The sequence below is a fragment of the Leifsonia sp. T36S-04 genome, from assembly GCF_042465655.1.
GTDB lineage: Bacteria > Actinomycetota > Actinomycetes > Actinomycetales > Microbacteriaceae > Leifsonia.
On sequence record NZ_CP146286.1, the window covers coordinates 1,948,927 to 1,974,965 of the forward strand.

Annotated in this window: 28 protein-coding genes, 1 tRNA gene and 1 other RNA gene; 14 read left to right on the top strand and 16 right to left on the bottom strand. The window is 67.4% G+C overall.

Annotation, left to right across the window (positions count from 1 at the left end):
• Positions 1–62: 62 nt before the first annotated feature.
• On the top strand, positions 63–701 hold the full coding sequence (locus P3F85_RS09460) for a SatD family protein (protein ID WP_374006998.1): 639 nt from the start codon (positions 63–65) through the stop codon (positions 699–701).
• The gene (locus P3F85_RS09465; protein WP_374006999.1) at positions 698–1,552 is read left to right on the top strand and encodes a hypothetical protein; all 855 of its coding nucleotides are present in this window, start codon (positions 698–700) and stop codon (positions 1,550–1,552) included. Before P3F85_RS09460 ends, P3F85_RS09465 begins: the two co-directional genes overlap by 4 nt.
• 45 nt (positions 1,553–1,597) lie before the next feature.
• Here the strand turns inward: P3F85_RS09465 and P3F85_RS09470 are convergent, their stop codons facing one another.
• On the bottom strand, positions 1,598–1,882 hold the full coding sequence (locus P3F85_RS09470) for a hypothetical protein (RefSeq protein WP_374007000.1): 285 nt from the start codon (positions 1,880–1,882) through the stop codon (positions 1,598–1,600).
• A 5-nt stretch (positions 1,883–1,887) separates the two neighbouring features.
• Positions 1,888–2,286, bottom strand: coding sequence for a hypothetical protein (locus P3F85_RS09475; RefSeq protein ID WP_374007001.1), 399 nt, complete (start codon positions 2,284–2,286; stop codon positions 1,888–1,890).
• 133 nt (positions 2,287–2,419) lie between these two features.
• On the opposite strand from P3F85_RS09475, the gene P3F85_RS09480 reads away from it, so the two are divergent.
• From P3F85_RS09480 to P3F85_RS09490, 3 genes are all read left to right on the top strand, one after another.
• The gene (locus tag P3F85_RS09480) at positions 2,420–2,689 is read left to right on the top strand and encodes a hypothetical protein (RefSeq protein WP_374007003.1); all 270 of its coding nucleotides are present in this window, start codon (positions 2,420–2,422) and stop codon (positions 2,687–2,689) included.
• The gene (locus P3F85_RS09485) at positions 2,689–3,645 is read left to right on the top strand and encodes an HAD family hydrolase (RefSeq protein ID WP_374007004.1); all 957 of its coding nucleotides are present in this window, start codon (positions 2,689–2,691) and stop codon (positions 3,643–3,645) included. Before P3F85_RS09480 ends, P3F85_RS09485 begins: the two co-directional genes overlap by 1 nt.
• An 80-nt stretch (positions 3,646–3,725) precedes the next feature.
• Entirely contained in the window at positions 3,726–6,068 is a 2,343-nt protein-coding gene (locus P3F85_RS09490) for an arylsulfatase (RefSeq protein WP_374007005.1), read from the top strand.
• A 3-nt stretch (positions 6,069–6,071) separates the two neighbouring features.
• On the opposite strand, the gene P3F85_RS09495 is transcribed toward P3F85_RS09490, so the two are convergent.
• On the bottom strand, positions 6,072–6,968 hold the full coding sequence (locus tag P3F85_RS09495) for a hypothetical protein (RefSeq protein ID WP_374007007.1): 897 nt from the start codon (positions 6,966–6,968) through the stop codon (positions 6,072–6,074).
• Positions 6,969–7,078: 110 nt separating this feature from the next.
• On the bottom strand, positions 7,079–8,638 hold the full coding sequence (locus P3F85_RS09500; protein WP_374007008.1) for an SLC13 family permease: 1,560 nt from the start codon (positions 8,636–8,638) through the stop codon (positions 7,079–7,081).
• A gap of 112 nt (positions 8,639–8,750) precedes the next feature.
• On the opposite strand from P3F85_RS09500, the gene P3F85_RS09505 reads away from it, so the two are divergent.
• Positions 8,751–10,430, top strand: coding sequence for an MFS transporter (locus P3F85_RS09505; protein ID WP_374007010.1), 1,680 nt, complete (start codon positions 8,751–8,753; stop codon positions 10,428–10,430).
• 3 nt (positions 10,431–10,433) lie between these two features.
• Positions 10,434–11,939, top strand: coding sequence for a leucyl aminopeptidase (locus tag P3F85_RS09510; protein WP_374007011.1), 1,506 nt, complete (start codon positions 10,434–10,436; stop codon positions 11,937–11,939).
• A 49-nt stretch (positions 11,940–11,988) separates the two neighbouring features.
• Here P3F85_RS09510 and P3F85_RS09515 read toward each other — a convergent pair whose 3' ends face one another.
• From P3F85_RS09515 to P3F85_RS09535, 5 genes are all read right to left on the bottom strand, one after another.
• Positions 11,989–12,375 (bottom strand): DUF308 domain-containing protein, encoded by a 387-nt coding sequence (locus P3F85_RS09515; protein WP_374007013.1) that lies wholly within the window; start codon positions 12,373–12,375, stop codon positions 11,989–11,991.
• 466 nt (positions 12,376–12,841) lie between these two features.
• Positions 12,842–13,444 carry a cation transporter gene (locus P3F85_RS09520; protein WP_374007015.1) on the bottom strand — a complete coding sequence of 201 codons (603 nt, stop codon included), beginning with the start codon at positions 13,442–13,444 and terminating at the stop codon, positions 12,842–12,844.
• A 45-nt stretch (positions 13,445–13,489) separates the two neighbouring features.
• Positions 13,490–13,777, bottom strand: coding sequence for an antibiotic biosynthesis monooxygenase (locus tag P3F85_RS09525; RefSeq protein ID WP_374007017.1), 288 nt, complete (start codon positions 13,775–13,777; stop codon positions 13,490–13,492).
• A gap of 35 nt (positions 13,778–13,812) precedes the next feature.
• Complete coding sequence (locus tag P3F85_RS09530) at positions 13,813–14,922, bottom strand: cation diffusion facilitator family transporter (RefSeq protein WP_374007019.1); 1,110 nt, start codon at positions 14,920–14,922, stop codon at positions 13,813–13,815.
• Positions 14,919–15,299 (bottom strand): ArsR/SmtB family transcription factor, encoded by a 381-nt coding sequence (locus tag P3F85_RS09535; RefSeq protein WP_374007021.1) that lies wholly within the window; start codon positions 15,297–15,299, stop codon positions 14,919–14,921. The genes P3F85_RS09530 and P3F85_RS09535 overlap by 4 nt, the downstream gene beginning before the upstream one ends.
• A gap of 500 nt (positions 15,300–15,799) precedes the next feature.
• Here P3F85_RS09535 and P3F85_RS09540 point away from each other — a divergent pair, with 500 nt between their 5' ends.
• Positions 15,800–15,925, top strand: coding sequence for a tyrosine-type recombinase/integrase (locus P3F85_RS09540; RefSeq protein ID WP_374010909.1), 126 nt, complete (start codon positions 15,800–15,802; stop codon positions 15,923–15,925).
• On the top strand, positions 15,922–16,104 hold the full coding sequence (locus P3F85_RS09545) for a hypothetical protein (protein WP_374007023.1): 183 nt from the start codon (positions 15,922–15,924) through the stop codon (positions 16,102–16,104). Before P3F85_RS09540 ends, P3F85_RS09545 begins: the two co-directional genes overlap by 4 nt.
• An 11-nt stretch (positions 16,105–16,115) precedes the next feature.
• Here P3F85_RS09545 and ssrA read toward each other — a convergent pair.
• Positions 16,116–16,510, bottom strand: a transfer-messenger RNA (tmRNA) gene (gene ssrA, locus P3F85_RS09550).
• A 127-nt stretch (positions 16,511–16,637) separates the two neighbouring features.
• Between ssrA and P3F85_RS09555 the strand changes: the two genes are divergently transcribed.
• A complete protein-coding gene (locus P3F85_RS09555) occupies positions 16,638–17,306 on the top strand; it encodes an SIMPL domain-containing protein (protein WP_374007024.1) in 669 nt (222 codons plus the stop codon).
• Positions 17,307–17,324: 18 nt separating this feature from the next.
• Here the strand turns inward: P3F85_RS09555 and P3F85_RS09560 are convergent, their stop codons facing one another.
• From P3F85_RS09560 to prfB, 6 genes are all read right to left on the bottom strand, one after another.
• A complete protein-coding gene (locus tag P3F85_RS09560; protein WP_374007026.1) occupies positions 17,325–17,981 on the bottom strand; it encodes a DUF5666 domain-containing protein in 657 nt (218 codons plus the stop codon).
• A gap of 73 nt (positions 17,982–18,054) precedes the next feature.
• On the bottom strand, positions 18,055–18,795 hold the full coding sequence (locus P3F85_RS09565) for a tyrosine-protein phosphatase (RefSeq protein ID WP_374007028.1): 741 nt from the start codon (positions 18,793–18,795) through the stop codon (positions 18,055–18,057).
• Between the two features lie 13 nt (positions 18,796–18,808).
• Positions 18,809–19,285 carry an SsrA-binding protein SmpB gene (smpB, locus tag P3F85_RS09570; protein WP_374007030.1) on the bottom strand — a complete coding sequence of 159 codons (477 nt, stop codon included), beginning with the start codon at positions 19,283–19,285 and terminating at the stop codon, positions 18,809–18,811.
• 89 nt (positions 19,286–19,374) lie between these two features.
• Complete coding sequence (gene ftsX / locus P3F85_RS09575; protein ID WP_374007032.1) at positions 19,375–20,280, bottom strand: permease-like cell division protein FtsX; 906 nt, start codon at positions 20,278–20,280, stop codon at positions 19,375–19,377.
• A complete protein-coding gene (gene ftsE, locus P3F85_RS09580; RefSeq protein ID WP_374007033.1) occupies positions 20,277–21,323 on the bottom strand; it encodes a cell division ATP-binding protein FtsE in 1,047 nt (348 codons plus the stop codon). The genes ftsX and ftsE overlap by 4 nt, the downstream gene beginning before the upstream one ends.
• A 117-nt stretch (positions 21,324–21,440) precedes the next feature.
• Positions 21,441–22,553, bottom strand: coding sequence for a peptide chain release factor 2 (gene prfB, locus P3F85_RS09585; RefSeq protein ID WP_374007035.1), 1,113 nt, complete (start codon positions 22,551–22,553; stop codon positions 21,441–21,443).
• Positions 22,554–22,643: 90 nt separating this feature from the next.
• On the opposite strand from prfB, the gene P3F85_RS09590 reads away from it, so the two are divergent.
• The 4 genes from P3F85_RS09590 to P3F85_RS09605 all read left to right on the top strand — a co-directional run bounded on the left by P3F85_RS09590 (position 22,644) and on the right by P3F85_RS09605 (position 25,969).
• Positions 22,644–23,909 carry an MFS transporter gene (locus tag P3F85_RS09590; RefSeq protein ID WP_374007037.1) on the top strand — a complete coding sequence of 422 codons (1,266 nt, stop codon included), beginning with the start codon at positions 22,644–22,646 and terminating at the stop codon, positions 23,907–23,909.
• 62 nt (positions 23,910–23,971) lie between these two features.
• Positions 23,972–25,009 carry an LLM class flavin-dependent oxidoreductase gene (locus tag P3F85_RS09595; protein WP_374007039.1) on the top strand — a complete coding sequence of 346 codons (1,038 nt, stop codon included), beginning with the start codon at positions 23,972–23,974 and terminating at the stop codon, positions 25,007–25,009.
• Between the two features lie 17 nt (positions 25,010–25,026).
• A tRNA-Leu gene (locus P3F85_RS09600) sits at positions 25,027–25,111 on the top strand.
• A gap of 123 nt (positions 25,112–25,234) precedes the next feature.
• Complete coding sequence (locus P3F85_RS09605; protein WP_374007041.1) at positions 25,235–25,969, top strand: DedA family protein; 735 nt, start codon at positions 25,235–25,237, stop codon at positions 25,967–25,969.
• The last annotated feature ends 70 nt before the right edge of the window (positions 25,970–26,039 follow it).

Below are 26,039 nucleotides of genomic sequence, written 5' to 3' on the forward strand. Positions count from 1 at the left end.
GGTGTGGCAGATTTTCCGCAAAACCGCTTATATTCACGAGATATAAGCGATATTGTGGTGCGATGACTCCCACCGTTGCTCTGATCGCCGACATCGTGGGCTCCCGGAACCTGGCGAACAGGTCCCAGGCCCAGGATGCCATGCGCGCCGTCTTCGCCCGAGCCGACCGGCGTTTCCCCACCGAGCAGCCGCTCTGGGCCACCGTCGGCGACGAGTTCCAGGCCCGCTACCCCGATCTCGGTTCCGCGCTGGGGGCCACGGCGCTGGTTCTCCTGACCCTTCCCGATGAGCTCGATTGCCGGTTCGGCCTCGGCGTCGGGGAAGCGACCGAGATCGAGCCGGGGCAGGGCGGCGGGACCATCCAGGACGGGTCGGCGTGGTGGCGTGCACGCGAGGCGATAACGACGGCTCATGACCGGCAAGACCGCGGCCAGCCGTCCGTGCGCACCTGGCTCGTGGCCGAAGACGCCCCCCTCACCGCGGCGGTGGATGCGCTCTTCCTGCAACGCGATCACACGATCGCACGAATGAAGGCGCGCGAACGCCGGCTGGCGGCGGGCCTGCTCGAGGGACGCACTCAGAAGGAACTCGCGCAGGAGGAACGGATCGCCCAGTCCGCTGTCTCCCAGACCCTGCACCGGTCGGGGGCTGTCGCTCTCGCAGCGGGCATCGAACTCTTCCGGGAGGTGAAGCCGGCATGATCTCGGCCGTACTGCTCCTCACCCTTGCGGTGATCGACATCGTCATCGGACTGGCGGGACGGCGCCGGGTTCGCGGGCGCGCTTACGAGCGGACGCCCGGCGGCGCAGTCGCTTGCGCCGCCGCTCTGGCGATCCCCGTCGGCGGGTGGCTCGCACTCGGGACCCCTCCCGCCTGGGCGGTCGTCGTCGCGCTGTGCGGGCTCGCCTGGCTGTGGACGGAGTCCCGGTTCCTGCGCGGCCGGGGCCACCTCCCCCTGCTGGCGGCGGCGATCCTGGCCGTCCCCCTGATCGCCGTGATGGTTGTCGTCGAGCGCCCGACCGCCGACGACGCCGCCTGGTCGCGGGCATTCGCCGACTACACGACGAGCGCCGGCCTCCCCCTCTCGCTCGGTCTCGCCGTCGCCGCCGTGGCCGGGACGCTCATCCTCACGCGAACGGCGAATGTGGTGTGCCGCGCGGCCTTCGGACGGACCATGTCGACGGACGCGCCGCTCGAAGACGCTCCGCAGCGCCGCTGGACCGTCGAGTTCCGTGCGCGTGAGGTGGCCTCCGTCGTCGAGGACACCGACACAGCAGAAACGGGAAAGCACGGTGGCGCCCCCGTCACGGCGCTCCGCGGTGGACGTGTCATCGGACCGCTGGAGCGCATCCTGATCGTTGCTCTCGCCCTGTTCGGCGCAGAAGCCGTCATCGTGGGGTTGCTCGCCGCCAAGGGCATCGTGCGCTTCCCCGAGATCAGCGCCGACGGCCGCCGCGGGTCGAAGGCCGAGGAGTTCCTCATCGGCAGCCTGGTCAGCTGGACCATCGCAGGGCTGATCGCCGCATACCTGGCCGTGCAACGAATCAGCTGATATCCGCCGGATATAAGCGAAAGTGCGCTGACCTGCCGGAGGCCGTCAGTCATCCGGCATGAGCACCTGCTCGACCCTGCTCCCGTCCTTCACCGTGCCCGGGAGGGTCTCCTCGTAGAGGAAGGCCGCGACCTCGGGCCAGGAACTCGCATCGGCCAGCCGGAACACTTCGACCGCCCGGGCGCCCTCGAACGTCGCCGACGTCCGCAGGAGTCCCGGCGGCCGCGCTCCGACCAGCGGAAGCCGGACGCTGAACGCGTCACGGGAGTCGTCCGGGTACAGGAGAAGAGCGAGAAAGGTCTTCTCGCTCTCCTCCTCCCGACCAGCCACGAGCGTCAGGAGCGCAATTCGCGCCCGTGCACGGTGACGGCGTAGATCACGAGGACGTCGATGGCCACCATCACGATGGACCACCACGGTTGGGCCGGGAGCGACATCAATTGCGACACGGCATTCACGCTCGCGATGATGACGGCGAAGACGCGGGCCCACATCGCGCCGCGCATGAGGAAGATCCCGGCGAGCAGCAGCAGGACGCCGATGATCAGGGACCACCAGCCCCAGGCCGCGACGTTGAACGCGGCGGCTCCGCTGCCGGTGATGAAGTAGGCGGTGTTCGGGCCCACGATCGCCATGATGCCGTAGAAGATGTCGATGGCCGCACCGATGAGAAGCAGGATGGACGCGAAGTACGCCCAGCCGACCCAGCCTGTGGTCATCCGTACCTGAGACATGGGACCCGCCTTTCCGACCGCCGATGGAGCGCTCGCCCGCATGATGCACCTCCCGGTGCGACCTCGGCAACACACATTTCTCTGCCGAAAATGCGGTCTTCCCGCGATGCCGTCGGTGTTGGACAATCCCCTCATGGGGAGCGGGGAGAACGTCGGGGCGACCACACTGGGGCCGGGGCATGCCGCAGGCGGCATCCCGCTGAGGCTGCATCTGGGCGAGGCGGAGTATGCAGCGCTCGTCCGCATCGCGCGGCGGCGCAATTCGACCGCTTCCCGTCTCGTCGAGGAGCTCGTTCTGGCGGCGCTGGAGCATACGGAGGTGCCGCCACCGGCGCTCTCGTATCCGAAGCGGCCGCACACCACCTACGAGGAGGCTACCAGCGGCTTCCGGCCGGACAGCTGATGCCGATCAACTCCAAGCCGATCAACGCCGAAGCGGGCTCGCGGGTCTTGCCATCGTGGGTCGACTCGTCGACCCGGCGGGAGATCCTTTCTTTCGTCGGGCCCATCGTGGGCGACGGCCCCGACCACGTCCCTGCCGAGGAGCGCATCGCGGTCTTCGACAACGACGGGACGCTGTGGACCGAGAAGCCCATGCCGACACAACTGCACTTCATCGTCCAACAGTGGGCGGCAGCCGCACAGGCCGATCCGTCGCTGGCGGAGAGCGAGCCCTACCGGTCGGTCGTCGCTCAGGACTTCTCGTGGCTCGGCTCTGCCATCGACAAGCATTACGCCGGCGACGACGCCGACCTTCACCTGGTTGTCGGCGCTCTTCTGAAGCTCACCGCAGGCATGAGCGTCGAGGCGTACGAGGAAGCCGTCGACGAGTTCTACCGCAGCGCCCACCACCTGACGCTGGGCCGTCCCTACAGCAGGGTGGTCTACCAGCCGATGGTGGAGCTTCTGCGGTACCTGGAAGCCAACGATTTCACCTGCTACATCGTCTCCGGCGGCGACAGAGACTTCATGCGGCCGATGACCGTCGCGAACTACGGAATCCCGCCCGAACGGGTCGTCGGCTCCGCTGTAGGGCTCGTCTACGAGGACGGCGAGGTGCGCTACGGCTCGACGTTCAGTTTCCTCGACGACGGGCCGGAGAAGCCGGTGCGGATCTGGAGCCGGATCGGGAAGCGGCCGCTCGTCGCGGTAGGCAACTCCAATGGCGACGTTCCGATGCTCCAGTACGTGCAGAAGCATCCCCTCAGCCTCAGTCTGCTCATCCACCACGACGACGACACGGGCCGCGGCGACCTCCCGTACGACAAGGGCGCTGAGGATGCGCTCGCAGCCGCGGACGCCGAGGGCTTCACGGTCGTGAGCGTGAAGGGCGACTGGGCCAGCGTCTTCCCGGACTGAAAAATGACCGCGATCGGCCCTGGTGCGCGCGGGCCGGCGCGGGCGAGAATGAGCGCGTCAACCGACTGGGGGTTATCACAATGGGTGTTCCGTTCAAGGGCGTCATCAATCTCGACATCACCAAGTCGACCCCGGACTGGGGTCCGTACGCGCAACCGTCAGCACCGGACGGCGCGCCCAACGTGCTCTACATCGTGCTCGACGATGTCGGCTTCTCCGCGATGGAACCGTTCGGAGGGCTCATCCAGACGCCGAACATCAACCGCATCGCGGGAAACGGCCTCACCTACACGAACTTCCACACCACCGCGCTGTGCTCGCCCACCCGCTCCTGCCTCCTGACCGGCCGGAACCACACCACTAACAGCATGGGCAGCATCACGGAGGCGGCGGCGGGATTCCCGAACTCGAGCGGACACATTCCGTTCGAGTGCGGCAACATCGCCGAGGTGCTCGGCGAGCGGGGCTGGAACACGTACGCCGTGGGCAAATGGCACCTCACTCCCGAGGACGAGATGAATCTGGCGTCGGTGCGCCGCCAGTGGCCGCTGGGCCGCGGCTTCGAGCGGTTCTATGGATTCCTCGGCGCCGAGACGAACCAGTGGTACCCCGACCTCGTGCATGACAACCACCCGGTCGAGCAACCGGCCACTCCCGAAGAGGGCTATCACTTCAGTGTCGACATCACCGACAAGGCCCTTTCCTTCATCCGCGACGCGAAAGCGGTCGCGCCGGACAAGCCCTTCCTGCTCTACTTCTGTCCCGGCGCCACGCACGCTCCGCACCACGCGCCGAAGGAGTGGGCGGACCGCTACGCCGGTAAGTTCGACATGGGTTACGAGGCGTACCGCGAGGAGGTCTTCCAGCGTCAGAAGACACTCGGCGTGATTCCGGAGAACGCCGAACTGTCGCCGATCAACCCCTATGCCGACCGCACCAGCTCGAACGGCACACCCTGGCCCGAGCTCGACACGGTGCGCCCATGGGACACGCTGGACGACGACGAGAAGCGGCTCTTCGCCCGGATGGCGGAGGTCTACGCTGGCTTTCTGAGCCACGTCGACGACCAGATCGGGCGCCTGCTCGACTATCTGGACGAGAGTGGACAGACGGACAACACGCTGATCGTCCTGGTCTCCGATAACGGCTCCTCCGGCGAGGGCGGCCCCAACGGCTCGGTGAATGAGAACAAGCTGTTCAACGGACTCCCCGACCGCATCGAGGACAACCTGAAGTACCTCGACGTGCTCGGCAGCCCCCTCACCTACAACCACTACCCCACCGGATGGGCGTGGGCCTTCAACACCCCGTTCAAGCTGTGGAAGAGGTACTCCAACTTCGAAGGCGGCACGGCGGACCCGATGATCGTCTCCTGGCCCGCGAAGATCACCGACCGCGGGAGCCGGCGCCAGTACACGCACGCGATCGACATCGTCCCCACGATCTACAACTCCCTCGGCATCGAACCGCCCGAGACGCTCAAGGGGTACACGCAACACCCCATCGAGGGTGTCGCCTTCGACGCCTCCTTCGCGGATGCTGAGGCCGACACCGGCAAGCACTCGCAGTTCTACTCGATGGGCGGGACCCGGGCGCTGTGGAGAGACGGCTGGAAGGCGGTCGCCGTGTCCCCCGCGGCACCCGACGCGTGGGCCGACTACGAGGCACAGCAGTGGGAACTGTACGACACGAACGCGGACCCGAGCGAGGTGAATGATGTCGCGGCCGAGCATCCCGAACTACTGCAAGAGCTGATCTCGCTGTGGTGGGTTCAGGCCGGCATGTACAACGCGCTACCGCTGGAGAACCGGAACGCGGTGGAGATCCTCGGCACCGAGCGGCCGCAGATTGCGAAACCGCGCAACCGGTACATCTTCTACCCCGGCGGCTCGGAGGTGCCGGAGTCGGTGGCGCCCAACATCCGTAACCGTTCGTACACCGTCGCCGCGCAGGTCGACATCGACGGCCCGGACGCGACCGGAGTGCTGTTCTCGCATGGTGCGCGCTTCGGCGGCCACGCGTTGTACATCAAGGACGGCCGGCTGAAGTACGTCTACAACTGGGTCGGAATGGACGAGCAGATCGTCGAATCCGATCGTCCCGTGCCGACCGGCCAGGTCGTCCTCTCCGCCAGTTTCGACATGACACCGGGAACGATGCCTGCGGAGGGCACGCTCACGCTCCACATCGGGAAGGACGCCGTCGGCTCAGCGACGATCAGGACCCAGCCGGGCAAGTTCTCCATCGCGGGAGAAGGTCTCAACGTCGGGAAGGACACGGCAGAACCGGTCACTTCCGACTACGCGGGCGAGTCTCCGTGGCCCTTCACGGGTGGGACCATACAGCGCGTCGCTGTCGACGTCAGCGGCGAGCCGTTCGTCGATCTCGCACAGGAGGCAGCGATGGCGTTCGCCCGCGACTGACGATCACGCCCACTCCTCGAAGACCATGAACGGCACCCGGGCGTGCCAGGTCTGGAACGCCTTGCTCGACCCGATCGTGTCCTTCGTCGAGAAGTCGATCCCGCCGTTCATCCAGAACCAGACGAGGTACCAGTCACTGCTCGTCCCCCAGAAGTAGTTCTGGTTCGGCCAGTAGCCGCCACCGCTGTCGCTGTGGTCCTCGTACCAGGAGGTGCCGTCGCTCCACAGCTGGTCCCGGGTGTCGAGGATCGTCTCCATGTCGCCCGGTCCCCGGCGGTGCTGCACCATCACGCAGAGCTGCGCGCGGTTGTGCGCCACCTGCAGGCTGGAGCTGTCGGCCCAGTCGTAGGCGTAGTCCACCAGCCCCGAGACCCGGACATACGTGGATGGCGCCTTCGGCTTGAACCACAGTCCGAGGCCTGCGCCTGCGTACATCCACCCGCCTTCCGCCACCGGGCGGTCGACGTAGGTCTCGATCAGGTCGATGAACATGCTGCCCTGCTGCTTGTACACGCTGGGGCCGCGAGCCTGGGTCCCGGCTGCCCCGGCAGGCTGGAACGTGGTCCACGTCTCGTCGTACGGAGGTCCCGCGAAGAAGAGACGGTCCGTGCTTCCGGCGGTGGTCAGGCTCAACGTGTGCAGCTCGCCCGGCGTGGGATTGACCTCCCGCGGCACCACGAGCGGAGCCTCCAGCCGCCCGATCGCGGTGGTCAGTTCGAGGAACCGTTCGTCGACGCTGATGAGCGTCCGGGCGACCTCTTCTGCACGCCGCGAGGCCCGCAGGTGCGCACTCCGCGACGCCCTCAACTCCCGGTCGAATGCTCGGTCGAGGGCGCGAGCAGCTTCGGGCTCGACCGGCTTCTCCTCGGCTGAACGCTTGTCTTCTGCTGAAACCGACATGGTGCCTCCCAGAGCGCTGCGTGCGTCACACGAACAGGCTCGAGTCGTTGTGCGCGACACCGTAATGCGAGCGGCGTCCCCTGGCTAGACAGCCGTCGCGCCGGCGCGGATCAGAACGGCCAGATGAGCGGAACCAGTCCGATGGCCGCGGTCAGGAAGAGCAGCAGCAGCGGCAGTCCGAGCTTCCAGTAGTCCGTGAAGCGGAGCCCGCTCGGTCCCATCACCATGAAGTTGGCGGGGGTGGCGACCGGGGTGAGGAAGGCGGCCGCGCAGACCACGGCCATCCCCATCAGGAACGGCAGCGGGGACACGTCGAGCGTCGCGGCGACAGACACCGCGATCGGGGCGATGATGAGCGCCGTGGCCGTGTTGCTGATGAGCTGGCCGAAGATCGCCGCCACCACGCACAGCGCGGCGAGCACGGCGGTCGGCCCGGCGCCTCCGACGAGGTCGATCAGCCCGGTCGCGATCGTGGCCGCCGTTCCCGTCAGGGTGATAGCGGTCGACAGGGGGATCATCCCCGCGACCAGCAGGAGCGTGGTCCAGGAAATCGAACGGTGGGCGCGCTCGACCGACACGACGCGGGTGAGGACCATCGCCGCTGCCGCGAGAAGTCCGGTCACCGCCGGCGGGAACACTCCCGTGGCCAGCAGCACGACCATGACGATCAGGATGGCGAGCGCGGTCCACGCACGCCACCCCAGGGGTGCGGCCTGGCGCCGCACGGCATCCGGCTGATCCACCACGAGCACGGCGGGGTCTGCGAGGTTGGCGTCGAGGTGCTCCCAGCGCCCCTCGAGCAGCAGGACGTCACCGGCCTCGAGGGTCGACTCGCCCTCCACCGCCTCTCCCCCGCGGTGCACGGCCAGCAGCACCAGGTCGCCACTGTCGGTCACCATCCCCGGGAAGGCGTGCGCACCGACGAGCGGGGACCGCGGCGGGATGAGTACCTCCGCAACGCCCGCATCCGCGGCGATCAGAGAGTCCGACTCCACGCTCGGATACTCGCGGAGGAGCGTCCGGGCATGTTCGCTCAGGTCCTTGGTCATCGTGGCCGGTGAGCGTGTCGGGATGAGACGCCGGCCCAACAGGACGGCGATCAGCACGCTTCCGATCACCAGCGGCACGCCGACCAGCGCGAATTCGAAGAACCCGAACGGGCGTCCGGCGGACGCGGCGGCGTACTCGCTGAGCAGCACATTCACCGGGCTTCCCGTCAGCGTCAGCAGCGATCCTGCATGCGCCCCGAACGCCAGCGGGAGCAAGAGCCTGCCGGGTGCCACGGCGATGCGGGAGGCGATGACCACCACCACCGGGAGCAGAGCCGCCACTGCGCCGTTCACACTGATCAGTGCCGAGAGGACGGCGACCACCAGCATGACCAGCATCGTGAGCCTGCGTGGTTCGCCGCCGCCACGCTGCACGAGCTGACGGCCGGTCCACGCGGTCAGCCCGGAGGAGTCCAGCCCTTCCGAGACCACGAACAACGAGGCGATGAGGATCACAGCCGGGTCGGAGAAGCCCGCGAACGCCTGCGGCAGGTCGAGGATTCCCGTGGCGAGCAGCGCAAGGCTGACACCCACGGCCACCAGTCCCGTCGGGATGCGTCCACTCACGAACGCGATCACGGCGAGCGCCAGGATCACCACGGTCACCACCGACGGGCTCATGTGTCAGGACACTAGCAATGCCCCTTCCGCTCGAACCAGGGGTAGGAGAGACTGAGCCCACGTTCAGGCCCGCGGGCGCGAACGGATGCTGTCGGTGACTCGAGGAGAAGCGATGAGCGACCATGCCCCGTCCGTCCGCACCAGCTGGCTGCCACTCGCCATCGTCGTGCTCACCCAGGTGCAGGCGTCGTTCGCCGTGAACGCCTTGACGGTCTCGATGGCCGGCATCACCCACGATCTCGGGATCGCGGCGACCAGCGTCGGAACGGCGATCACCGCGGGCACCTTCGCCATGGCGGCGTTCATCCTGCTCGGGGCGAAGGTCGGCTCGCGTTTCGGCAGCAAGGGCGTCTTCCAGATCGCGGTCGCCATCCACGCGCTGGCGATGCTCGGAGTGGCGCTCGCCCCGAGCGGCGGCGTCCTCTTCATCGCGCAGGCAGCATCAGGGGCGGTCATCGCGCTGATCGCTCCCGCTCTCACGGTGTTCATCGCGACCAACTACCACGGCAAGCAGCAGGCCACGGCGATCGGGCTGCTCGCAGCCGCGATCCCCCTCGCCGGCGTCCTGGCCCTTCTCATCGCCGGGACCTTCGCGACCAGCATCGGCTGGCGCTGGTCCTTCGTGCTCATGGTCGCCCTCGGAGCCGTGAACCTGCTCCTCAGCACCCGGCTGAAGAAGGTCGTCTCGCAGCCGCTCCTCAACATCGACTGGACGGGCGCGCTGATCGCGGCGGTGTCGATCATCTTCCTGAGCTTCGGCTTCAGCGGCCTGGAACCGTGGGGCCTCGTCGTCGCGTCCGACGGCGCTCCCTTCACCATCCTGGGCTTGTCCCCCGCTCCCGTGCTCATCCTGCTCGGTCTGATAGGCGGGCAGCTGTTCTTCGTCTGGGTCCGGCGGCGGCTGCGCACCCAGGCAGGATCCCCCATCTTCGACCTCCGAGTCCTGCGCTCCCGGTCGGAGCTCGCGATCACCGCCTGCATGGCCATCATGCTGTTCGTCGGAACGGCCGCGAACTTCCTCCTCCCGCTCTACATGCAGGTGGTGCAGGGCCTGAGCGGTATCGAGACGAGCTTCTCGATCATCCCGTACACGATCTCGATCTTCCTCGCTTCGACCCTCGTCGCGACTCTGTACGGGAGGTTCTCTCCTCGTCAGCTCGGCGCGATCGGCTTCGTCGTGGTCGCGCTGGCGCTCACCCTGCTGGCTTTCACGATCCGCAACGAATGGGGCCAGTTCTTCGTCGTGATCGGCCTGATCCTGCTCGGCCTCGGCCAGGGCTCGATCGTCGCACTGGTGTTCAACACGCTGCTGTCCAGGGCGCCGAAGCCACTGGCTGGAGATGTCGGCGCCTGGCGAGGCCTCGTGCACAACCTGTCCGGCAGTGTCGGCATCGCGGTCATCAGCGTCTTCGCCGTCAGTGTGCTATCCGGCCTCGTCGTCTCTCAGGCGGACGCCCACCCGGAGCTGCGCCCGGCTCTGGTCGCGCAGGTGAACCTGGACAACGTCAACTTCGTCACCAACGACCACCTGAAGGATGTGCTGTCGAAGACCGATGCGTCGCCGGCGGAGGTCGACGCCGCCGTCGCCGTCAACGAGAACGCCCGCCTGCAGGCGCTGAAGATCTCCCTCCTCGTCCTGGCAGCTCTGTCGCTGCTCGCGATCATCCCCGCCACCCGGATGCCCGACAAGCTCCGCGACGAACTCCCCGAGCAGCTGGAACCGGACGACCCCTCCTCGATCGAGGACGACCCGACCGATCTCCTCGACGACCGACGCGAACAGGAGGCATGAACCATGCAGACCCATGACCCGGCGAAACTCATCCCGAACGACTTCACCCCCGTGCCGTCTCTCGCCTGGCTGGACGAGATCGACGTCGCGTTCGTCGACGAACTCGGCCCCGGCCTGGACGCGGTCGGTGTGCTGGTCGCCGACAGCGGCGCTGTGTCCGAACGGCTCGGGCTCGACCGGGCGGCACTGGAACGCGCCGGGTTCGCCGGCAAGAAGTCCGAGACGCTCGTTGTTCCGCAACCGGCCGGGCCGGCTCTGGTCGCCGTCGGAACGGGTCCCACGTCGGAGGTCACCACCAGATCGCTCCGGGATATCGCTGCCGCCTTCGCCCGCGCAACGGCCCGGTTCGCGCGGATCGGCCTGGACGTGAGCGGTATCGACGCAACGACGCCGGATGCGGCCGTGCAGGCCGTCATCGAGGGCCTCCTGCTCGCCCGCTACCGCTACCGGGCGCTCCGCGCGGAGTACACGGAGCCGGTGCCGGCTCGTGTCGAGATCGCCGCCACCGGGTCCGACGGTGAGGGGCTCCGGGAGGGGGCGGCCCGCGCTGCGGCGACGGTGCGCGCCGCGGCGGTCGCTCGCGACCTCGCGAACACGCCCCCCGGCCACTTGACGGCTCAGAACCTCGGCGAGGTGGCCGTCGACCTCGGGGCCGCGTACGGATTCGACGTCGAGCTGTTCGACCGGGACGACCTGATCGCTCTGGGCTGCGGCGGCGTGCTGGGCGTCAACGCGGGGAGCGCCGAGGAGCCGCGCATGATCCGCCTCGGCTACCACGGGGGCGCGGACCGCAAGCTCGCCCTTGTGGGCAAGGGCATCATGTACGACTCCGGCGGGATCTCGCTGAAGCCCTCCGACCCGATGCACTTGCTCATGAAGATGGACATGGGCGGCGCGGCGGCGATCCTGGGAGCCTTCACGGCCCTCCGCGCGCTGGGTGTCACCGCGGACGTGTCCGCCTGGCTGATGTGCACCGACAACATGCCGTCCGGATCGGCCTACAAGCTCGGCGACGTTCTGACGGCGCGGGGTGGGAAGACCGTCGAGGTCAAGAACACCGACGCCGAGGGGCGACTGGCCATGATGGATGGGCTCGTGCTCGCGACCGAGTGGGAGCCGGACGCGATCGTCGACATCGCGACCCTCACCGGGGCCGCACTCATGGCACTCGGACCCGTCACCGCCGCCCTCTTCGCCAACGACCAGGAGCTGGCCGACCGCGTGCGCGCCTCCTCCGATTCGACCGCCGAACAGCTCTGGCAGCTCCCGCTGGAGCGCGCGTACCGCAAGCAGCTCGACTCGGACGTCGCCGACATCTCGAACCTGGGCGGCCCGTATGCCGGCGCGACGACGGCGGCGCTCTTCCTGGACGAATTCGTCGGCGGGACGCCGTGGGCGCACATCGATATCGCCGGCACCATGCAGTCCGCGACGGACGACTCGTGGCGCTCCAGCGGAGCCACGGGATACGGGGCGCGCCTGCTTGCCGACCTCGCGCAGGAGTTCTGACCGTCCTCCTCGTCGTGGTCGTGGTCGAGAGCGCGTACGGGTCGGGCAGTCAGAGCAGGATCACCACAGCGCCAAGAACCGCGAGCACTCCGGACAGCGGCGCCATCGTGTAGCGCTCCGGCCTGCTCCGAGAGAACGCGTTCATGATCGCTCCCAGCGCGAGGTACGCCACAACGACCCAGGCGACGACCCTGACGGCCACGTCGGGCACGCCCATAGCGACCATCCCGGAGACGGCGAGGAAGACTGCCGCGAACAGCGCATAGAGCACGATCGCGACCGCGCTCCCCCAACGCCTCCGCGCGGAGAGCACACGATCTGCTCCGCCCCAGGCGAGCCGCCCCCAGGGCGCCCCGGCGATGAGCGCCAACTGGAACAGACCGAGAGCGGTGAGCAGCGCGCAGAAGAGCAGCAACGCAGCGAGAGCGAGTGTCACCCGATCAAGATATCAGGTGAAATGAAATCATATCGGCGGAACCGCTTGCTGCCGGGTACGCAAGCACCGCGTGACAGCGACCGAATGGTGGAGATGGGGGAATTGAACCGCCGCCAGGAGCGCCGTCTGCCCAATGACGCATCGTAGATCCGCGTAATTCCGCGGGACGCAGCAGCAGCGACGGCGATTGCCGTCGCCGGCGTCATCATCCTGGTCACGAATGGGCTCTATTGGCTCGACCCGGTCCTGGCACTGTGCCTGTCAATCCTGATCGCTATTGCGGCCTCCCAGCTCGTCGTCAAAGCGATCTCAGCATTCCGCGGCAAGGATGTCCGACGAATATGGAGGCAGCCAAGGGACTCGATTGCCTTGAGGCCGGCAGAACCCACTGGCTGAACGGACCGCGCGCGGCCGCGCTCGGACAAAATGCGGGGCGCCGACACCTTCGGGGCCCAGCAAATGCCGGCTACGCGCCTTCGGTCTCGCGGAAGATGTCGACCGCCTCGCGGATCGCGTAGTAGACGATGACCAGGGTCGCGGCTGAATCGGCCCACCACCACCCGAAGACGGTGTTCAGCAGGACGCCGAGAAGGACCGCGCAGGCCAGCAGGCCGTCGAGCATGGTCACCCGGCCCTCTTTCTGGAGCACCGGGTTCCCGAGTGCGCGCCCGGTTCGAGCTTTGAGTGCCGCGAGGACGAACATGGTGATCGCCGTGATGCCGGTCCAGATGATTCCGCCGACGCTGCCGTCGGGGCGGTGGCCCGTGAAGATTGCGATCGCGGTTTGGATGAGGAGATAGCCGGCGAGACCGACGAACGCTGCGCCGATCAACCTGAGGGCGAGTCTCTGCCGGTCGTCTCCTGTCCCGGAGAGCTCCCAGATCACGACGGTGCTCGCACCGATCTCGATGAGCGAGTCGAGCCCGAATCCGGCGAGGGCGACGGAGGCGGACGACACGGCGAGCACCGCGAGCACGACGACGCCGACGACATTCCAGCCCAGCGTGATCCACTCCAGGATGAAACCGGTGCGGAGAAGCGCACGTCTGTCGGGGGCCAGATCGGTCATCTTTCGAATCCTTCGGTCATCGGTGGGGCGCGGCGGGTGCCCGGCTCAGAGGTCGACGACTTCGAACTCGAGCAGGTCGGCGCCGGTCGCGATGGGGTTGGTGCCCCCGTGCGTCATACCGGCCTGGCCTTGGCACCACGCCTGGTGGGCCTCCTCGCTGGCCCAGGTGCTGACGACGAAGTACCGCTGCTGGCTCTTGACAGGGCGCAGAAGCTGGAACGACTCGAAGCCGATGTGCTGGTCGATGTCGTGGGCGCGGCCGGCGAAGCGAGCATCGAGGTCGGCGCCACGGCCTTCGGGGACGTGGAGGGCGTTGATCTTGACGACGGACATGCGTGCTGTTCCTTCCGATTGGCGAGGGTGGCGAATCAGTGGTCGGCCGTGGTGGGGGTGACGACGAAGTCATCGAGGTTGCGGAGCTCCGCCCGGACGTGCGCGGACGCGTGCTCGGCCACGTGACCTGCGTCGTGGAGGCTGACGGCGTGGGTGGTGACGACCGCCGAGCCCAGCAGCCGGTGACCTGACCAGCGCAGTTTGACGCTCCGGACACCGCCGACGCCGTCTGCGTGCTCCAGCAGGTGCTCGACGCGGTCGATCAGCTCCGGATCGACCGCGCCCATGAGACGCGCGCCGATGGACTTCACCGTGCCCCACAAGAGCACCAGGATCGAGATCGCGATGAGGAGGCCGATGATTGGGTCAGCGATCGGGAAGCCGAGGAGCACGCCGATGGCGCCGAGCACGACCGACAGCGACGTGACGCCGTCGAGGCGGGCGTGCACACCGTCGGCCACGAGGGCCGCCGAGCCGATCCGGCGGCCGACGCGGATCCGGTAGATGGCGACGAGCTCGTTGCCCGCGAAGCCGATCAGGCCCGCGGCGATCAGCCACCATGCGTTCTCGACCGGGCGGGGATGGATGAAGCGGTCGATCGCCTCCCATCCCGCGATCACCGCGGACAGGGCGACGACGAAGACGATGAAGAGCCCCGCGAGGTCTTCCGCCCGGCCGTACCCGAAGGTGTAGCGGCGCGTCGCGAGACGGCGGCCGAGCACGAAAGCGATCCACAACGGAACGGCGGTGAGTGCGTCGGCGAAGTTGTGGATCGTGTCGGCGAGCAGAGCGACCGAACCGGTGAACCAGACGAACACCGCCTGCAGCAGTGTCGTGCCCAGGAGGATGAACATCGACACCTTGACGGCCGTCACACCGGCCCTGCTGGCCTCCAGGGCATCGTCGACCGAGTCCGCGGCGTCGTGCGTGTGCGGGACGAAGAGGTCGTAGAGAAGGCCCTTCACGCCGCCGTGCGGGTGATCGTGCTGGTGGTCGTGTCCATGCTCATGCGGGAGGTCGTGTCCGTGACCATGCTCATGCCGGTGGTCGTGGTCGTGCGGGTGGTCGTGGTCGTGCGGGTGGTCGTCAGCGCTTTCGTGGGCGTGTGGGTGCTCGTCGTGCTCGTGCATGTGTGTTCCGCTCATGCGGACACCCCCTCTGTCGCGGCCGGTTCCGCATGGTGATGCCGAGGCGTTCCGCCGAGCGAGTGTTCCGCCTGGAAGATCGCGTCAGTGACGAGCCGGCTCGCGTGCTCGTTCTCCAGCCGGTAGAACACCCGCTGCCCGTCCTGCCGGGTCGAGACGATCCGAGCCAGCCGCAGCTTCGCCAAATGCTGCGACACCGCCGACGGCTGCTTGTCGAGGATGTCAGCCAAGTGGTTCACCGACAGTTCCCCCGCGTCCTTCAGCGCGAGCACAATGCGCACGCGAGTCGCGTCGGCCAGCATTCCGAAGACCTCAACGGCCAGCTCCACGTACTGACTATCGGGGAGCCGCCCGCAAATCGGCTTATCTGCATCCATACGCAGATACTATCTCGAATGAAGGAAGGAGCTGATGCACCTAGGCACTTGAGTGGAGCGCTTCTCAGCACCGGGAATGACAGGGGTCGCGTGTAAACCAAGGTGCATGGCAAACCGGGGGCATTCCAAGCGGGCGCAGGGACGTGCAAAGTCGTACGCGCGTCAGCGGGTGGAGCACGATACGGCCTCTGTCCGAGGCTCATTCGAAAGTCAGCGCTATGGGGAGAGGCCGTCGGGCTACAAGTTCGTGATCTGAACATGCTCCGCCGACGCCTGCAGATCAGCCGGACGGCAACCGAGGTCGACGGCAAGATCCTCGTCGGTGCACCAAGGTCATAGGAGAAGCGTGCCATACCGTTTCCTGCCGTCCTTGCCGCGCCGCTCGCGCACCTCTGCGAAGGAAAGGCGCCAGACGACCTCGTCTTCGCCATCGCTTCGGGCAATTCCTGCGCCGGCCCAAATCCAGCGCCGGCACGTCGTCATGGTTCCTCGACGCTCTCATCGCGTCCGACATCGAGCGCCTCACCCCGCACGACCCCCGGCACACCGCAGCGAGCCTGGCCGTCAGCTCAGGAGCAAACGCCAAAGCCGTCGAGCGGATGCTCGGCCACAGTCTGCCGCGATGACGCTGGACACGTACGCGGACCTTTTCGAGGACCATCTCGATGAGGGGGCTGAGCGCCTCGACGAGGGTCGCCGAGCTAACCTCCCCGACGTGTGGGCACGCAGCAAAATTGGGGCCTCTCCTGCAAGCGGAAAAGGCCCCAACTTCCGCGTGATCACGCGGATCTCGAACAACGCGTGACAGCGACCGAATGGTGGAGATGGGGGGAATTGAACCCCCGTCCACTGCTGTGGTCATGTGCCTTCTACGGGTGTATCCAGTGGAGTCGCTTTCTCGGCCCCGGAGTTTGTCACTGGCATCTACTCCGGCGGGCCCAGTATCAGTAGAAGTCCCTCTGCGCCCTGATGCTCAACGCAGAAGCAAGTCCCCTAGCTGACGCCAGGATCCGGGTAGGGAACAATTCCCGGACTGACGGTCCCTTATATGACTGAGGTGGACTTACGCCGCGAGGGCGAAGTCGGCCTGAGCCGAGACAGTGCGCTTGTTATTGGCACTTATTTTTTTGCATGGATCGTTTACGAGATAACCATGCATCCTCGACCCGCTTCTCACAGTCACGCAGACAATGTCGAAACCGATCATCCCCATGCGCGGCCGTCTGGCCGGGTCGCTGTCACGCGCTGTTGAGTTGTGGAGGTGCAATCTCACCGCTTGCGCGGCGAGCTTCTCATTCTACAACATCCCGGCTCCGTCATTTATGCCACGATCGGGGAATGGCGGACACGATCATCACGGTCCAGGGCGAGTACGAGCTGCGCCACCCGGCCGAACGGGGCGCGGTGCGGCTGCGCGTTTCCTACGACGGCCCAGCACGGGATGAAGTGCTCGCCCTCACGACACAACGGCAGCTCTCGCTCACCTCCGAACTGCGCGAGCTGCACGACCCGCAGACCGGGCCCGTCATCCAGTGGTCGTCCGACCAGCTGCGCGTGTGGGGCGAGCGTCCGTGGAGCAACGACGGGCAACGGCTCGACGTGGTCCACCACGCAGAAGTCGGCATCGACGCCCTGTTCAGCGATCTGGCCGCCCTCTCCGACTGGGTCGGAGTCGTCTCGCTGCTCGACGGTGTCCTGATCGACGGGATCACCTGGTCGCTCACCGACGCACGGCGGCAGTCGCTCACGCAGGAGGCACGCCGCCGTGCGGTGGAGAACGCGGTTGCCAAAGCGACGGTCTACGCGACCAGCCTGGGCCTCAGCTCCGTGAAGCCGCTCGCGCTGAGCGACCCGGGGATGCTGGGCGATGGATCCGCGCCCGGCCAGCCGCCGCAGCCGCTGTTCGCGCGCGCCCTGTCCGCCGACCCGGGCGGAGCCTCTCTCTCCCTGAAACCGGAGGAGCTCACCATCGCCGTGCAGGTGCACGCCCGGTTCTCGGCCGGCTGATCACGACTCCCGCCGCGATCACGAGCCCGGCGTCTGCGGGGTCCCCGGCGTCGACGGCGGACGGGTGGGGAATGCGTCCAGCTTGAGGACGCGGGTCGCGGTCACCGTTCCGTCGGAGCGTGTTCCGACGATGATGACCTCGTCCCCCTGGGCGAAGTCGGACTTCGACGCCGACTGACCCGGAGCTCCGAACTTCGTCGACGAGTTCACCTTCACGTCCACGGTCGAACCGCCCTGCCGATCGATCGTCCACGTGTCACCGGAGAGGGATGCGATGGTGCCGCGCACGAGCACCTGTCCCTGCTTCGTGCCGCCGCCCGGGGCGCCGCCCTGCTGGCCGCCGCCGTTGTCATCGTCACCCTTGCCTCCGTCGTCACCCGGCATCCCCGGCATCCCCGGCACGCCCGGCTGCTGCGGCAGCGTGCGCGAGATGAACCGCTCTCCGACATGCGACACGACGCTGACGACGGCGAAGGAACCCGCCGTGACGAGTCCGAGCAGCACGACGATGGACAGCACCAGCGTCGAGATCGCGAAGGCCAGCCCGTGGCGCTTGTAGAACGGCTCCGTGACAACCGCGGGCGGCCGTCCGCCGTACGGGGTGTTCGGAGCGAGGGGCGTCGACGGCGGTTCCTGGCGGGGCGGAAGCGGCTCCGTGGGCTGGGTATTGCTCATGGTCACATGAAAGCAGCCGCGAGCCCCATCCGTACTGTGAGACGGTTATGGGTCCGGTGAGAATCCGTGCGCGTCATGCCGGCTGGACGAGCACCGAACGGAGCTTCGCCAGCTCGAGCTCGTCGAGGCCTGCGGCGAGAAGGTACTTCCGAACGCTCCCCGCTCGTTCTTCGATCCGATCGATGGTCGTCTCCAGCGCCTCCCGCGGACTCCCTCCGAGGATCACCCGCAGGTCGGGAGTGACGTCGACGCCGTAGCCGCGGACCAGCTCCAGCATTCCCTCGAGCCAGGGACCATCGAGGTTCGCCTCGGTGAGCGCGTAGTCCGCGACGACTGTCTCGCGGTCGACGCCCACGGCGAGGAGCGCGAGGGCGATGACGATCCCGGTGCGGTCCTTGCCTGCGGTGCAGTGGACGACCACCGGCTCGTCCCCGGTGTCGGCGATCTCGCGCAGCGCTCGCACGATGACGTCGGTGTGCTGGAAGACGATCTTGTCGTAGAGGTGCACGATCGTGGCGCCCACCGTGGAGGCGGACGCGCCCGAACCCTCGAAGACGGGAAGCCGCAGCACCTCCACGTCGAGCCCGTCCAGGTCGTCGGGCAGCGCCTGCACCTCGAAGTCGTCCCTCAGGTCGATGACGATCCGGATGCCGAGCTCGCGCAGGCTTTCGCGTCCTGCCGCACCGAGACGGCCGAGCGCGTCCGCGCGGAACAGCTTTCCGGACCGGATGACGCCGCCGTCGGTCGCGTATCCGCCCACATCCCGGAAGTTGTACGTGCCTTCGATCGGGATGCGCTGAGCGGTGGAATCCATGGGACCCAGTCTCTCACTCCCCCAAGTGACGCTGGGTGGACATGGCGCGCTGCGCTTCGCGGTTGTCCTGGCGCTCACGGAGCGCCTGGCGCTTGTCGTACTCGCGCTTGCCCTTGGCGACCGCGATCTCCACCTTCGCCCGGCCCTCGTTGAAGTAGATCGACAGCGGGATGATCGTGTAGCCGCCCTGCTTGACCTTGTTCTCGATCTTCAGGATCTGGGCCTTGTGCAGCAGGAGCTTGCGCTTGCGGCGCGGTGCGTGGTTGTTCCAGGTGCCGTCCGCGTACTCGGGGATGTGCACGGCGTCGAGCCACGCCTCACCGCCGTCGACGAACGCGTACCCGTCGACCAGGGACGCACGGCCCAGCCGCAGCGACTTGACTTCGGTCCCGGTGAGCACGAGGCCCGCCTCGAAGGTGTCCTCGATCGTGTAGTCGTGACGCGCCCGGCGATTGGTGGCCACGACCTTCTGGCCACGTTCCTTCGGCACAGCGCGCTCCTGACGTCGATGAGGGATATCGCCCGGCACGGTGCCGGGCAGCAGACCAGTCTATCGCGTCGCCGTCTGCGACGGGCGCGTCATACCCGCAGGTAGCGCCGGATCGCGAAGTTGGCGGAGGCCGCCGCGAGCAGCACCCCGATCACGATCAGGATGGGGATGACCAGCCACGCCTGTTCCATCCCGACGAAGTTGATCGACTGGATGCGGTCGCTCAAGTAGCCCCGGACGAAGAACTGCACGCCCACCGCGAGCACCACCGAGGCCAGGACAGATCCGATCAGCGCGGCGATCACGCCCTCGATGATGAACGGGGTCTGGATGAACCGGTTCGACGCTCCGACCAGCCGCATGATGCCGATCTCCCGCCGTCTCGAGAAGGCGGACAGGCGGATGGTCGTCGCGATCAGGAGCACCGCTGCGACGAGCATGATCGCCGCGATGCCGATCGCGGTGTAACTGGCCGCATTCAGGATGCTGAAGATCTGATCCAGGTAGCTTCGCTGGTCGACCACACTCTGGACGCCGGCCGAGCCCGACAGCGTCTCGGTCAGGACGGCCGAGTTGTTCGGGTCCTTCAGGTTCACCCAGAACGTCTGCGGGATCATGTCCGGCGTGACGAAGTCGGCGATCTGGTTGCCCTTGAACTGCTGCTTGAACTGGTCGTAGCCCTGCTTCTGGTCCTGGTAGTAGAACTTCTGGATGTACGGCGCCAGTTCCGGCGACTCCAGCTGCTTCTTGACGGCCTCGATGGTCTGGTCCGTGGCGGCGCCGCCCGCGCAGGCGTCCGTCTGGGTGCACATGTAGACGGCCACCTGCGCACGGTCGTACCAGTACGTCTTCATCTGGCCGATCTGCATCTGCAGCAGCACGGCCGTTCCCACGAACGTCAGCGAGATGAAGGTGACCAGGATGACCGAGACCACCATGGAGAGGTTGCGGCGGAGGCCGTTGCCGACCTCGGACCAGATGAGTCCGAATCTCATTTCGTCGGCCCCACATTCTGGTCGCCCTGGCGGTCGGCGCCCTCGCGCAGGCCGCTCAGGTCGAGGTTGGCGGTGAAGTTGAGGTGCTCCGGCAGCTGCTCGGAGGCCGGGGCGGGCGGTACGGGCTGCTGCTGCTGAACCGGCGCGGCCGGAACCGGCGCCGTCTGCGGAACCGGCTGGACCGGACCCGTCTGCTGCGGCAGCGACACGGGCGCGGTCGGCACGGAGGTCGGCGCATGGGGACGGGTCATGGGCGCTTCGGCCGCGACGGACGGGGCGGGGATGCCGCCGGCGTACGCGGGCGTAGCGACCGAGATCGGCTCGTCGCGCTCGAGGGGCTGCGCGATGGGAACCGCCGCCGTGAAGCCGTAGCCGCCGTGCCGCTCGTCGCGGACGATCTGCCCGTTGACCAACTCGATCACGCGGCGCTTCATCTGGTCGACGATCGCCGCCTCGTGGGTGGCCATGAGCACCGTGGTGCCACTGGCGTTGATCCGCTCGAGCGTCGCCATGATGCCAGCGCTCGTCGCGGGGTCGAGGTTACCGGTGGGCTCGTCCGCGAGCAGCACCTGCGGCTTGTTCACGACCGCTCGGGCGATCGCGACACGCTGCTGCTCACCGCCCGAGAGCTCGTGCGGCAGGCGCAGGGCCTTGCCCTCGAGACCGACCATCTTGAGCACGTCCGGCACCGCCTCCTGGATGAAGCCGCGCGACTTGCCGATCACCTGGAGGGTGAAGGCGACGTTCTGGAAGACGTTCTTGTTCGGAAGCAGCCGGAAGTCCTGGAAGACGACGCCGATGTTGCGGCGGAAGTAGGGCACCTTGCGCGACGAGATCGAGCCGAGGTCCTGACCCAGCACGTGGATCTTGCCCTTGGTCGGCTTCTCCTCTTTGAGGATGAGGCGCAGGCAGCTGGACTTCCCCGACCCCGAGGCGCCGACGAGGAAGACGAACTCCCCCCGCAGTACTTCGAGGTTGATGTCGTTCAACGCCGGGCGCGCCGTGCCCGAGTACTGCTTGGATACGTGTTCGAACCGGATCATGACTTTACGAGACTAGGCAGTCTGGCAGCGATCCGCAGTAGCGACATGCCCGGGCGCGACAAGCCTGACAGCCGAGTGGATGTCCGGTGCACGAAGCCAATGACCGGACGACTCGGCTCAGTCGTCGTTCTTGCTGCCGGCGCGCCAGCGGATGCCCGCTGCGATGAAGCCGTCGAGGTCGCCGTCGAACACCGAGCTCGGGTTTCCCGACTCGTAGCCGGTCCGCAGGTCCTTCACCAGCTGCTGCCCGTAGAGGAAGTAGGAGCGCATCTGGTCTCCCCAGCTCGCCGTGATCGTGCCTGCGAGCTCCTTCTTCTTTGCCGCCTCCTCCTCCTTCTGCAGGAGGAGCAGCCGTGTCTGGAGCACCCGCATGGCCGCGGCCCGGTTCTGGATCTGCGACTTCTCGTTCTGCATCGACACGACGATGCCGGACGGGAGGTGGGTGATGCGCACCGCGGAGTCGGTCGTGTTGACCGACTGGCCACCGGGGCCGGACGAACGGAACACGTCGACGCGGATGTCGCCCTCGGGCACCTCCACCGCCGTCGCCTCCTCCATGAGCGGGATGACCTCGACCGCGGCGAACGACGTCTGGCGCTTGTCGGCCGAACCGAACGGGCTGATCCGGGCGAGGCGGTGCGTGCCGGCCTCGACCGAGAGGGTGCCGAATGCGTACGGAGAAGCGACCTCGAACGTCGCGGACTTGATGCCGGCACCCTCGGCGTAGGAGGTGTCCATCACCTTCACCGGGTACTTGTGCCGCTCCGCCCAGCGCAAGTACATGCGCATGAGCATCTCGGCGAAGTCGGTCGCGTCGTCGCCGCCGGCGCCGGAGCGGATGGTGACGATCGCGGACCGGTCGTCGTACTCGCCGCTCAACAGAGTCTGGACCTCGAGCTCGCCCAGCGCGCTCTGCAGCGACTGCAGTTCGGTGCGCGCTTCTTCTGCCGACTCCTCGTCCTCGGCCTCGTTGGCCAGCTCGACGAGCACCTCGAGGTCGTCGAGTCGCCGCTCGATCGCGGTGATCCGCGCCAGCTCGGACTGCCGGTGGCTGAGCGCGCTCGTGACCTTCTGGGCGTTGGTCGTGTCGTCCCAGAGGTCCGGGACGCCCGCCTGCTCGCTGAGATCGGCGATCTCGGCGCGGAGCCGCGGCACATCCACCACCGCGGTGATGTCGGAGAAGGTGGAGCGCAGGTCCGCGATCTGGGAGGAGAGGTCGAGTTCGATCATGTCGCCCTCCAGCCTACCGGGCGGTCACCGGGCGCGAACCTCTGCGCGGGAACGCGATGCCCGGGAGGGAAGTTGTACGGTGTTAACGATATGACTTCCGACGAGCGACCCTTCAGCTTCCGCTCCGTCGCCCTCGCGGCCTTCCTGCCCACGCTGCTGTTCTCGATCGGTGAAGGCGCGATCATCCCGATCATCCCTGTCGCTGCCGGCAATCTGGGGGCGGGATTGGCCATGGCGGGGTTCATCGCCTCGATGGTGATGCTGGGCGAGCTGGCGGGCGACATCCCGAGCGGCTGGGTGGTCTCCCGCTTCGGCGAGCGCACCTCCATGATCGGTGCAGCGGTCGTCGCGATCCTCGGTGTCGCCGTCTGCCTGGCAGCGCCGAACTACTGGGTGCTCACCGTCGGCATCTTCGTCGTGGGACTGGCGACCGCGGTGTTCGCGCTCGCCCGCCACGCGTTCATGACCACGTATGTCCCCGCGCACTACCGCGCCCGTGCGCTGTCGACGCTGGGGGGCATCTTCCGCGCCGGCTGGTTCATCGGACCGCTCGTCGCCTCCGCGGTCATCGCGATCACCGGATCAACCCAGTCCGTCTTCTGGATCTTCATCGTCAGCTGCCTCGGGTCGGTGATCGTCCTGATCGCCCTCCCCGATCCCGAGAAGATGTTCGGCCCGTCGCCCCGGGTCGCCGACGAGTCCGGGGCCCCGGTGACGAGCGGCGAAGAGGATGCCGAAGAACGCACGCACGGGCTGTTCCGCACGATCTGGGCGTTCCGCGAGGTGCTGACCCGGATGGGCGCCGGAGTCTCGCTCGTCGCCGCCGTCCGGTCGGCCCGGACCGTGCTGCTGCCGCTGTGGGCCGTGTCCATCGGCATCAGTGAGGCGAACACCGCGCTGATCATCGGCATCGCCGGGGCGGTCGACTTCGCACTGTTCTATTCGAGCGGCCAGATCATGGACCGTTTCGGGCGGATGTGGAGCGCCATCCCGTCGATGATCGGCCTGGGGCTCGGCTTCCTGGTGCTCGCGTTCTCGCACGATCTCGGCTCGCCGGTCACCTGGTACATCGGCGTCTCGCTGTTCCTCGCCGTGGCGAACGGGGTCGGGTCGGGCATCGTCATGACGCTCGGCGCCGACCTGGCCCCGAAGGACCGCCCGGCACCGTTCCTCGGCGCGTGGCGCTTCTCCGCGGATGCGGGGCAGGCGGCGGCCCCGCTCGTGGTCTCGCTGCTGACCGCACTGGTGTCGATCTCGTTCGCGAGCGGGGTCATGGGGGTGCTCGGCCTGGTGGGTGCGGGAATGCTGGCCCGCTACATCCCGCGTTATGTGCCGCGGCGGCCCCGTACCGCCTGAACGGGAATACGCTCGTGCTCGACTGCGCTTGTATCCATGCAAACGCATGAATTGAGGATGAGATGGCAGCGACGATCGAACTCGGAATCGACACCTTCGGTGACGTGACGCAGGATGCGGACGGCACGCCGCTTCCGCAGGCGCAGGTGCTGCGCAACGTGGTCGCGGAGGGAGTGCTCGCGGACCGCGTCGGCCTCGACTTCTTCGGCGTGGGAGAGCACCACCGGCAGGACTTCGCCGTCTCCGCACCCGAGGTGGTTCTCGCGGCGATTGCCGGCCAGACCGAGCGCATCCACCTCGGCTCCGCCGTCACTGTGCTGAGCTCGGACGACCCGGTGCGCGTGTACCAGCGGTTCGCCACCCTGGACGGCGTCTCGAACGGCCGGGCCGAGGTCATCCTCGGGCGCGGCTCGTTCATCGAGTCGTTCCCCCTGTTCGGTCTGGACCTCGCGCAGTACGAAGAGCTGTTCGAGGAGAAGCTGAGCCTCTTCGCCGAGCTGCGGAAGCAGGAACCGGTGACGTGGAACGGCGAGCTCCGCGCACCCCTCGCGAACCAGTCCGTCTATCCCCACGTCGAGCGCGGGCCTCTGAAGACGTGGATCGGCGTCGGCGGCAGCCCCGAATCGGTCGTCCGTGCCGCGCACTACGGGCTCCCCCTCATGCTCGCCATCATCGGCGGAGGCCCGATGCGCTTCCAGCCGCTCAGCGAGCTCTACCGCAAGGCGCTGGAGCAGTTCGGGCAGGACACGACCCTCCCGATCGGCATCCACTCCCCCGGCTTCATCGCCGAGACCGACCAGGAGGCCAAGGACATCCTCTGGCCGCATTACGAGGTGATGTCGAACCGCATCGGCCGCGAGCGCGGCTGGCCCCCGGCCTCCCGCGCACGGTTCGAGCACGAGGCGGGCGCGGACGGTGCGCTGGTCGTGGGCTCGCCGGAGACGGTCGCCCAGAAGATCGCGTATGCGGCGAAGGGTCTGGGCGCCACCCGGTTCGACATCAAGATGAGCAACGGCACGCTGCCGCATGCCGACCTCATGCGCTCGATCGAGCTCTACGGCACCGAGGTCGCGCCGCGCGTGCATGAGCTAATGTCGTAGCCGCGCCCAGCGCGGCCGCGGGAGTGGTGAAATTGGCAGACACGCAGGATTTAGGTTCCTGTGCTTCGCAGCGTGAGGGTTCGAGTCCCTTCTCCCGCACCAGACCTCAGACCAGAGGATGATCTTTGCCTGCGTGGCCGCAATTCGCACGCTTCGTGCAGCTTCGCGTAGTGCGCCGCCGCTAAACTCGGCCACAGCTTTCCCACCGAATCCTCCTGGAGAACTGTGATCCATCACGCCGGCCTCATCCCGTGGCTCGACCCGAACGTCATCATCCACTCGGCGGGTCCGTGGGCGCTTCTCGTCGTGTGCGGGATCATCTTCGCCGAGACCGGGCTGCTGATCGGCTTCCTGTTCCCGGGCGACACCCTGCTGATCATCTCCGGGCTGCTGACCCACACCTCCCAGGTGTTCGGCGTCGACATCTGGTGGGTCTGCCTGGCGATCTCCTTCGCCGCGTTCATCGGCGGCGAGGTCGGCTACCTCATCGGGCACAAGGCCGGCCCGCGCATCTTCGAACGCAAGGAGTCCGGCCTGTTCTCCATGGAGAACGTCCGCCGCACCAACCACTTCTTCGAGCGCTTCGGCGCTCTCGCGATCATCGTCGCCCGCTTCGTCCCGATCGTGCGCACCTTCGCGCCGGTCGCGGCCGGAGTCGGTCACATGAGCTACCGCAAGTACTCGCTTTACAACGCGATGGGTGCGCTGCTCTGGGGCGCCGGGATGACGTACTTCGGCTTCCTGATCGGCTACATCCCCCCGGTGGCGACATTCGTGTCGAGCTACATCGACATCATCCTGATCGGTGCGGTCCTCATCACCCTGGTGCCGACGCTGTTCCACTACTTCCAGTCGGTGCGGAAGGCCAAGAAGAACGCCGCGGCCTCCGCTGCGGCCGCGCCCGACGTCGCAGCGACGCCGGTCGTCGAGCAGCCGGCCCCCACGCACCCCGAGGTCTGAGCCCCGCGAGTCGCGACACGAAGTCGCAAGTCGAGGCGGATAGGCGCAACGACTCACCACTCGGCGGCGG

What these genes read in the sequence shown, in the direction of transcription:
- P3F85_RS09460 (WP_374006998.1), top strand. Translation starts at nt 63, where the DNA reads ATGACTCCCACCGTTGCTCTGATCGCCGACATCGTGGGCTCCCGGAAC.
- P3F85_RS09465 (WP_374006999.1), top strand. Translation starts at nt 698, where the DNA reads ATGATCTCGGCCGTACTGCTCCTCACCCTTGCGGTGATCGACATCGTC.
- P3F85_RS09475 (WP_374007001.1), bottom strand. Translation starts at nt 2,286, where the DNA reads ATGTCTCAGGTACGGATGACCACAGGCTGGGTCGGCTGGGCGTACTTC.
- P3F85_RS09480 (WP_374007003.1), top strand. Translation starts at nt 2,420, where the DNA reads ATGGGGAGCGGGGAGAACGTCGGGGCGACCACACTGGGGCCGGGGCAT.
- P3F85_RS09485 (WP_374007004.1), top strand. Translation starts at nt 2,689, where the DNA reads ATGCCGATCAACTCCAAGCCGATCAACGCCGAAGCGGGCTCGCGGGTC.
- P3F85_RS09490 (WP_374007005.1), top strand. Translation starts at nt 3,726, where the DNA reads ATGGGTGTTCCGTTCAAGGGCGTCATCAATCTCGACATCACCAAGTCG.
- P3F85_RS09495 (WP_374007007.1), bottom strand. Translation starts at nt 6,968, where the DNA reads ATGTCGGTTTCAGCAGAAGACAAGCGTTCAGCCGAGGAGAAGCCGGTC.
- P3F85_RS09500 (WP_374007008.1), bottom strand. Translation starts at nt 8,638, where the DNA reads ATGAGCCCGTCGGTGGTGACCGTGGTGATCCTGGCGCTCGCCGTGATC.
- P3F85_RS09505 (WP_374007010.1), top strand. Translation starts at nt 8,751, where the DNA reads ATGAGCGACCATGCCCCGTCCGTCCGCACCAGCTGGCTGCCACTCGCC.
- P3F85_RS09510 (WP_374007011.1), top strand. Translation starts at nt 10,434, where the DNA reads ATGCAGACCCATGACCCGGCGAAACTCATCCCGAACGACTTCACCCCC.
- P3F85_RS09520 (WP_374007015.1), bottom strand. Translation starts at nt 13,444, where the DNA reads ATGACCGATCTGGCCCCCGACAGACGTGCGCTTCTCCGCACCGGTTTC.
- P3F85_RS09525 (WP_374007017.1), bottom strand. Translation starts at nt 13,777, where the DNA reads ATGTCCGTCGTCAAGATCAACGCCCTCCACGTCCCCGAAGGCCGTGGC.
- P3F85_RS09530 (WP_374007019.1), bottom strand. Translation starts at nt 14,922, where the DNA reads ATGAGCGGAACACACATGCACGAGCACGACGAGCACCCACACGCCCAC.
- P3F85_RS09535 (WP_374007021.1), bottom strand. Translation starts at nt 15,299, where the DNA reads ATGGATGCAGATAAGCCGATTTGCGGGCGGCTCCCCGATAGTCAGTAC.
- P3F85_RS09545 (WP_374007023.1), top strand. Translation starts at nt 15,922, where the DNA reads ATGACGCTGGACACGTACGCGGACCTTTTCGAGGACCATCTCGATGAG.
- P3F85_RS09555 (WP_374007024.1), top strand. Translation starts at nt 16,638, where the DNA reads ATGGCGGACACGATCATCACGGTCCAGGGCGAGTACGAGCTGCGCCAC.
- P3F85_RS09560 (WP_374007026.1), bottom strand. Translation starts at nt 17,981, where the DNA reads ATGAGCAATACCCAGCCCACGGAGCCGCTTCCGCCCCGCCAGGAACCG.
- P3F85_RS09565 (WP_374007028.1), bottom strand. Translation starts at nt 18,795, where the DNA reads ATGGATTCCACCGCTCAGCGCATCCCGATCGAAGGCACGTACAACTTC.
- ftsX (WP_374007032.1), bottom strand. Translation starts at nt 20,280, where the DNA reads ATGAGATTCGGACTCATCTGGTCCGAGGTCGGCAACGGCCTCCGCCGC.
- ftsE (WP_374007033.1), bottom strand. Translation starts at nt 21,323, where the DNA reads ATGATCCGGTTCGAACACGTATCCAAGCAGTACTCGGGCACGGCGCGC.
- prfB (WP_374007035.1), bottom strand. Translation starts at nt 22,553, where the DNA reads ATGATCGAACTCGACCTCTCCTCCCAGATCGCGGACCTGCGCTCCACC.
- P3F85_RS09590 (WP_374007037.1), top strand. Translation starts at nt 22,644, where the DNA reads ATGACTTCCGACGAGCGACCCTTCAGCTTCCGCTCCGTCGCCCTCGCG.
- P3F85_RS09595 (WP_374007039.1), top strand. Translation starts at nt 23,972, where the DNA reads ATGGCAGCGACGATCGAACTCGGAATCGACACCTTCGGTGACGTGACG.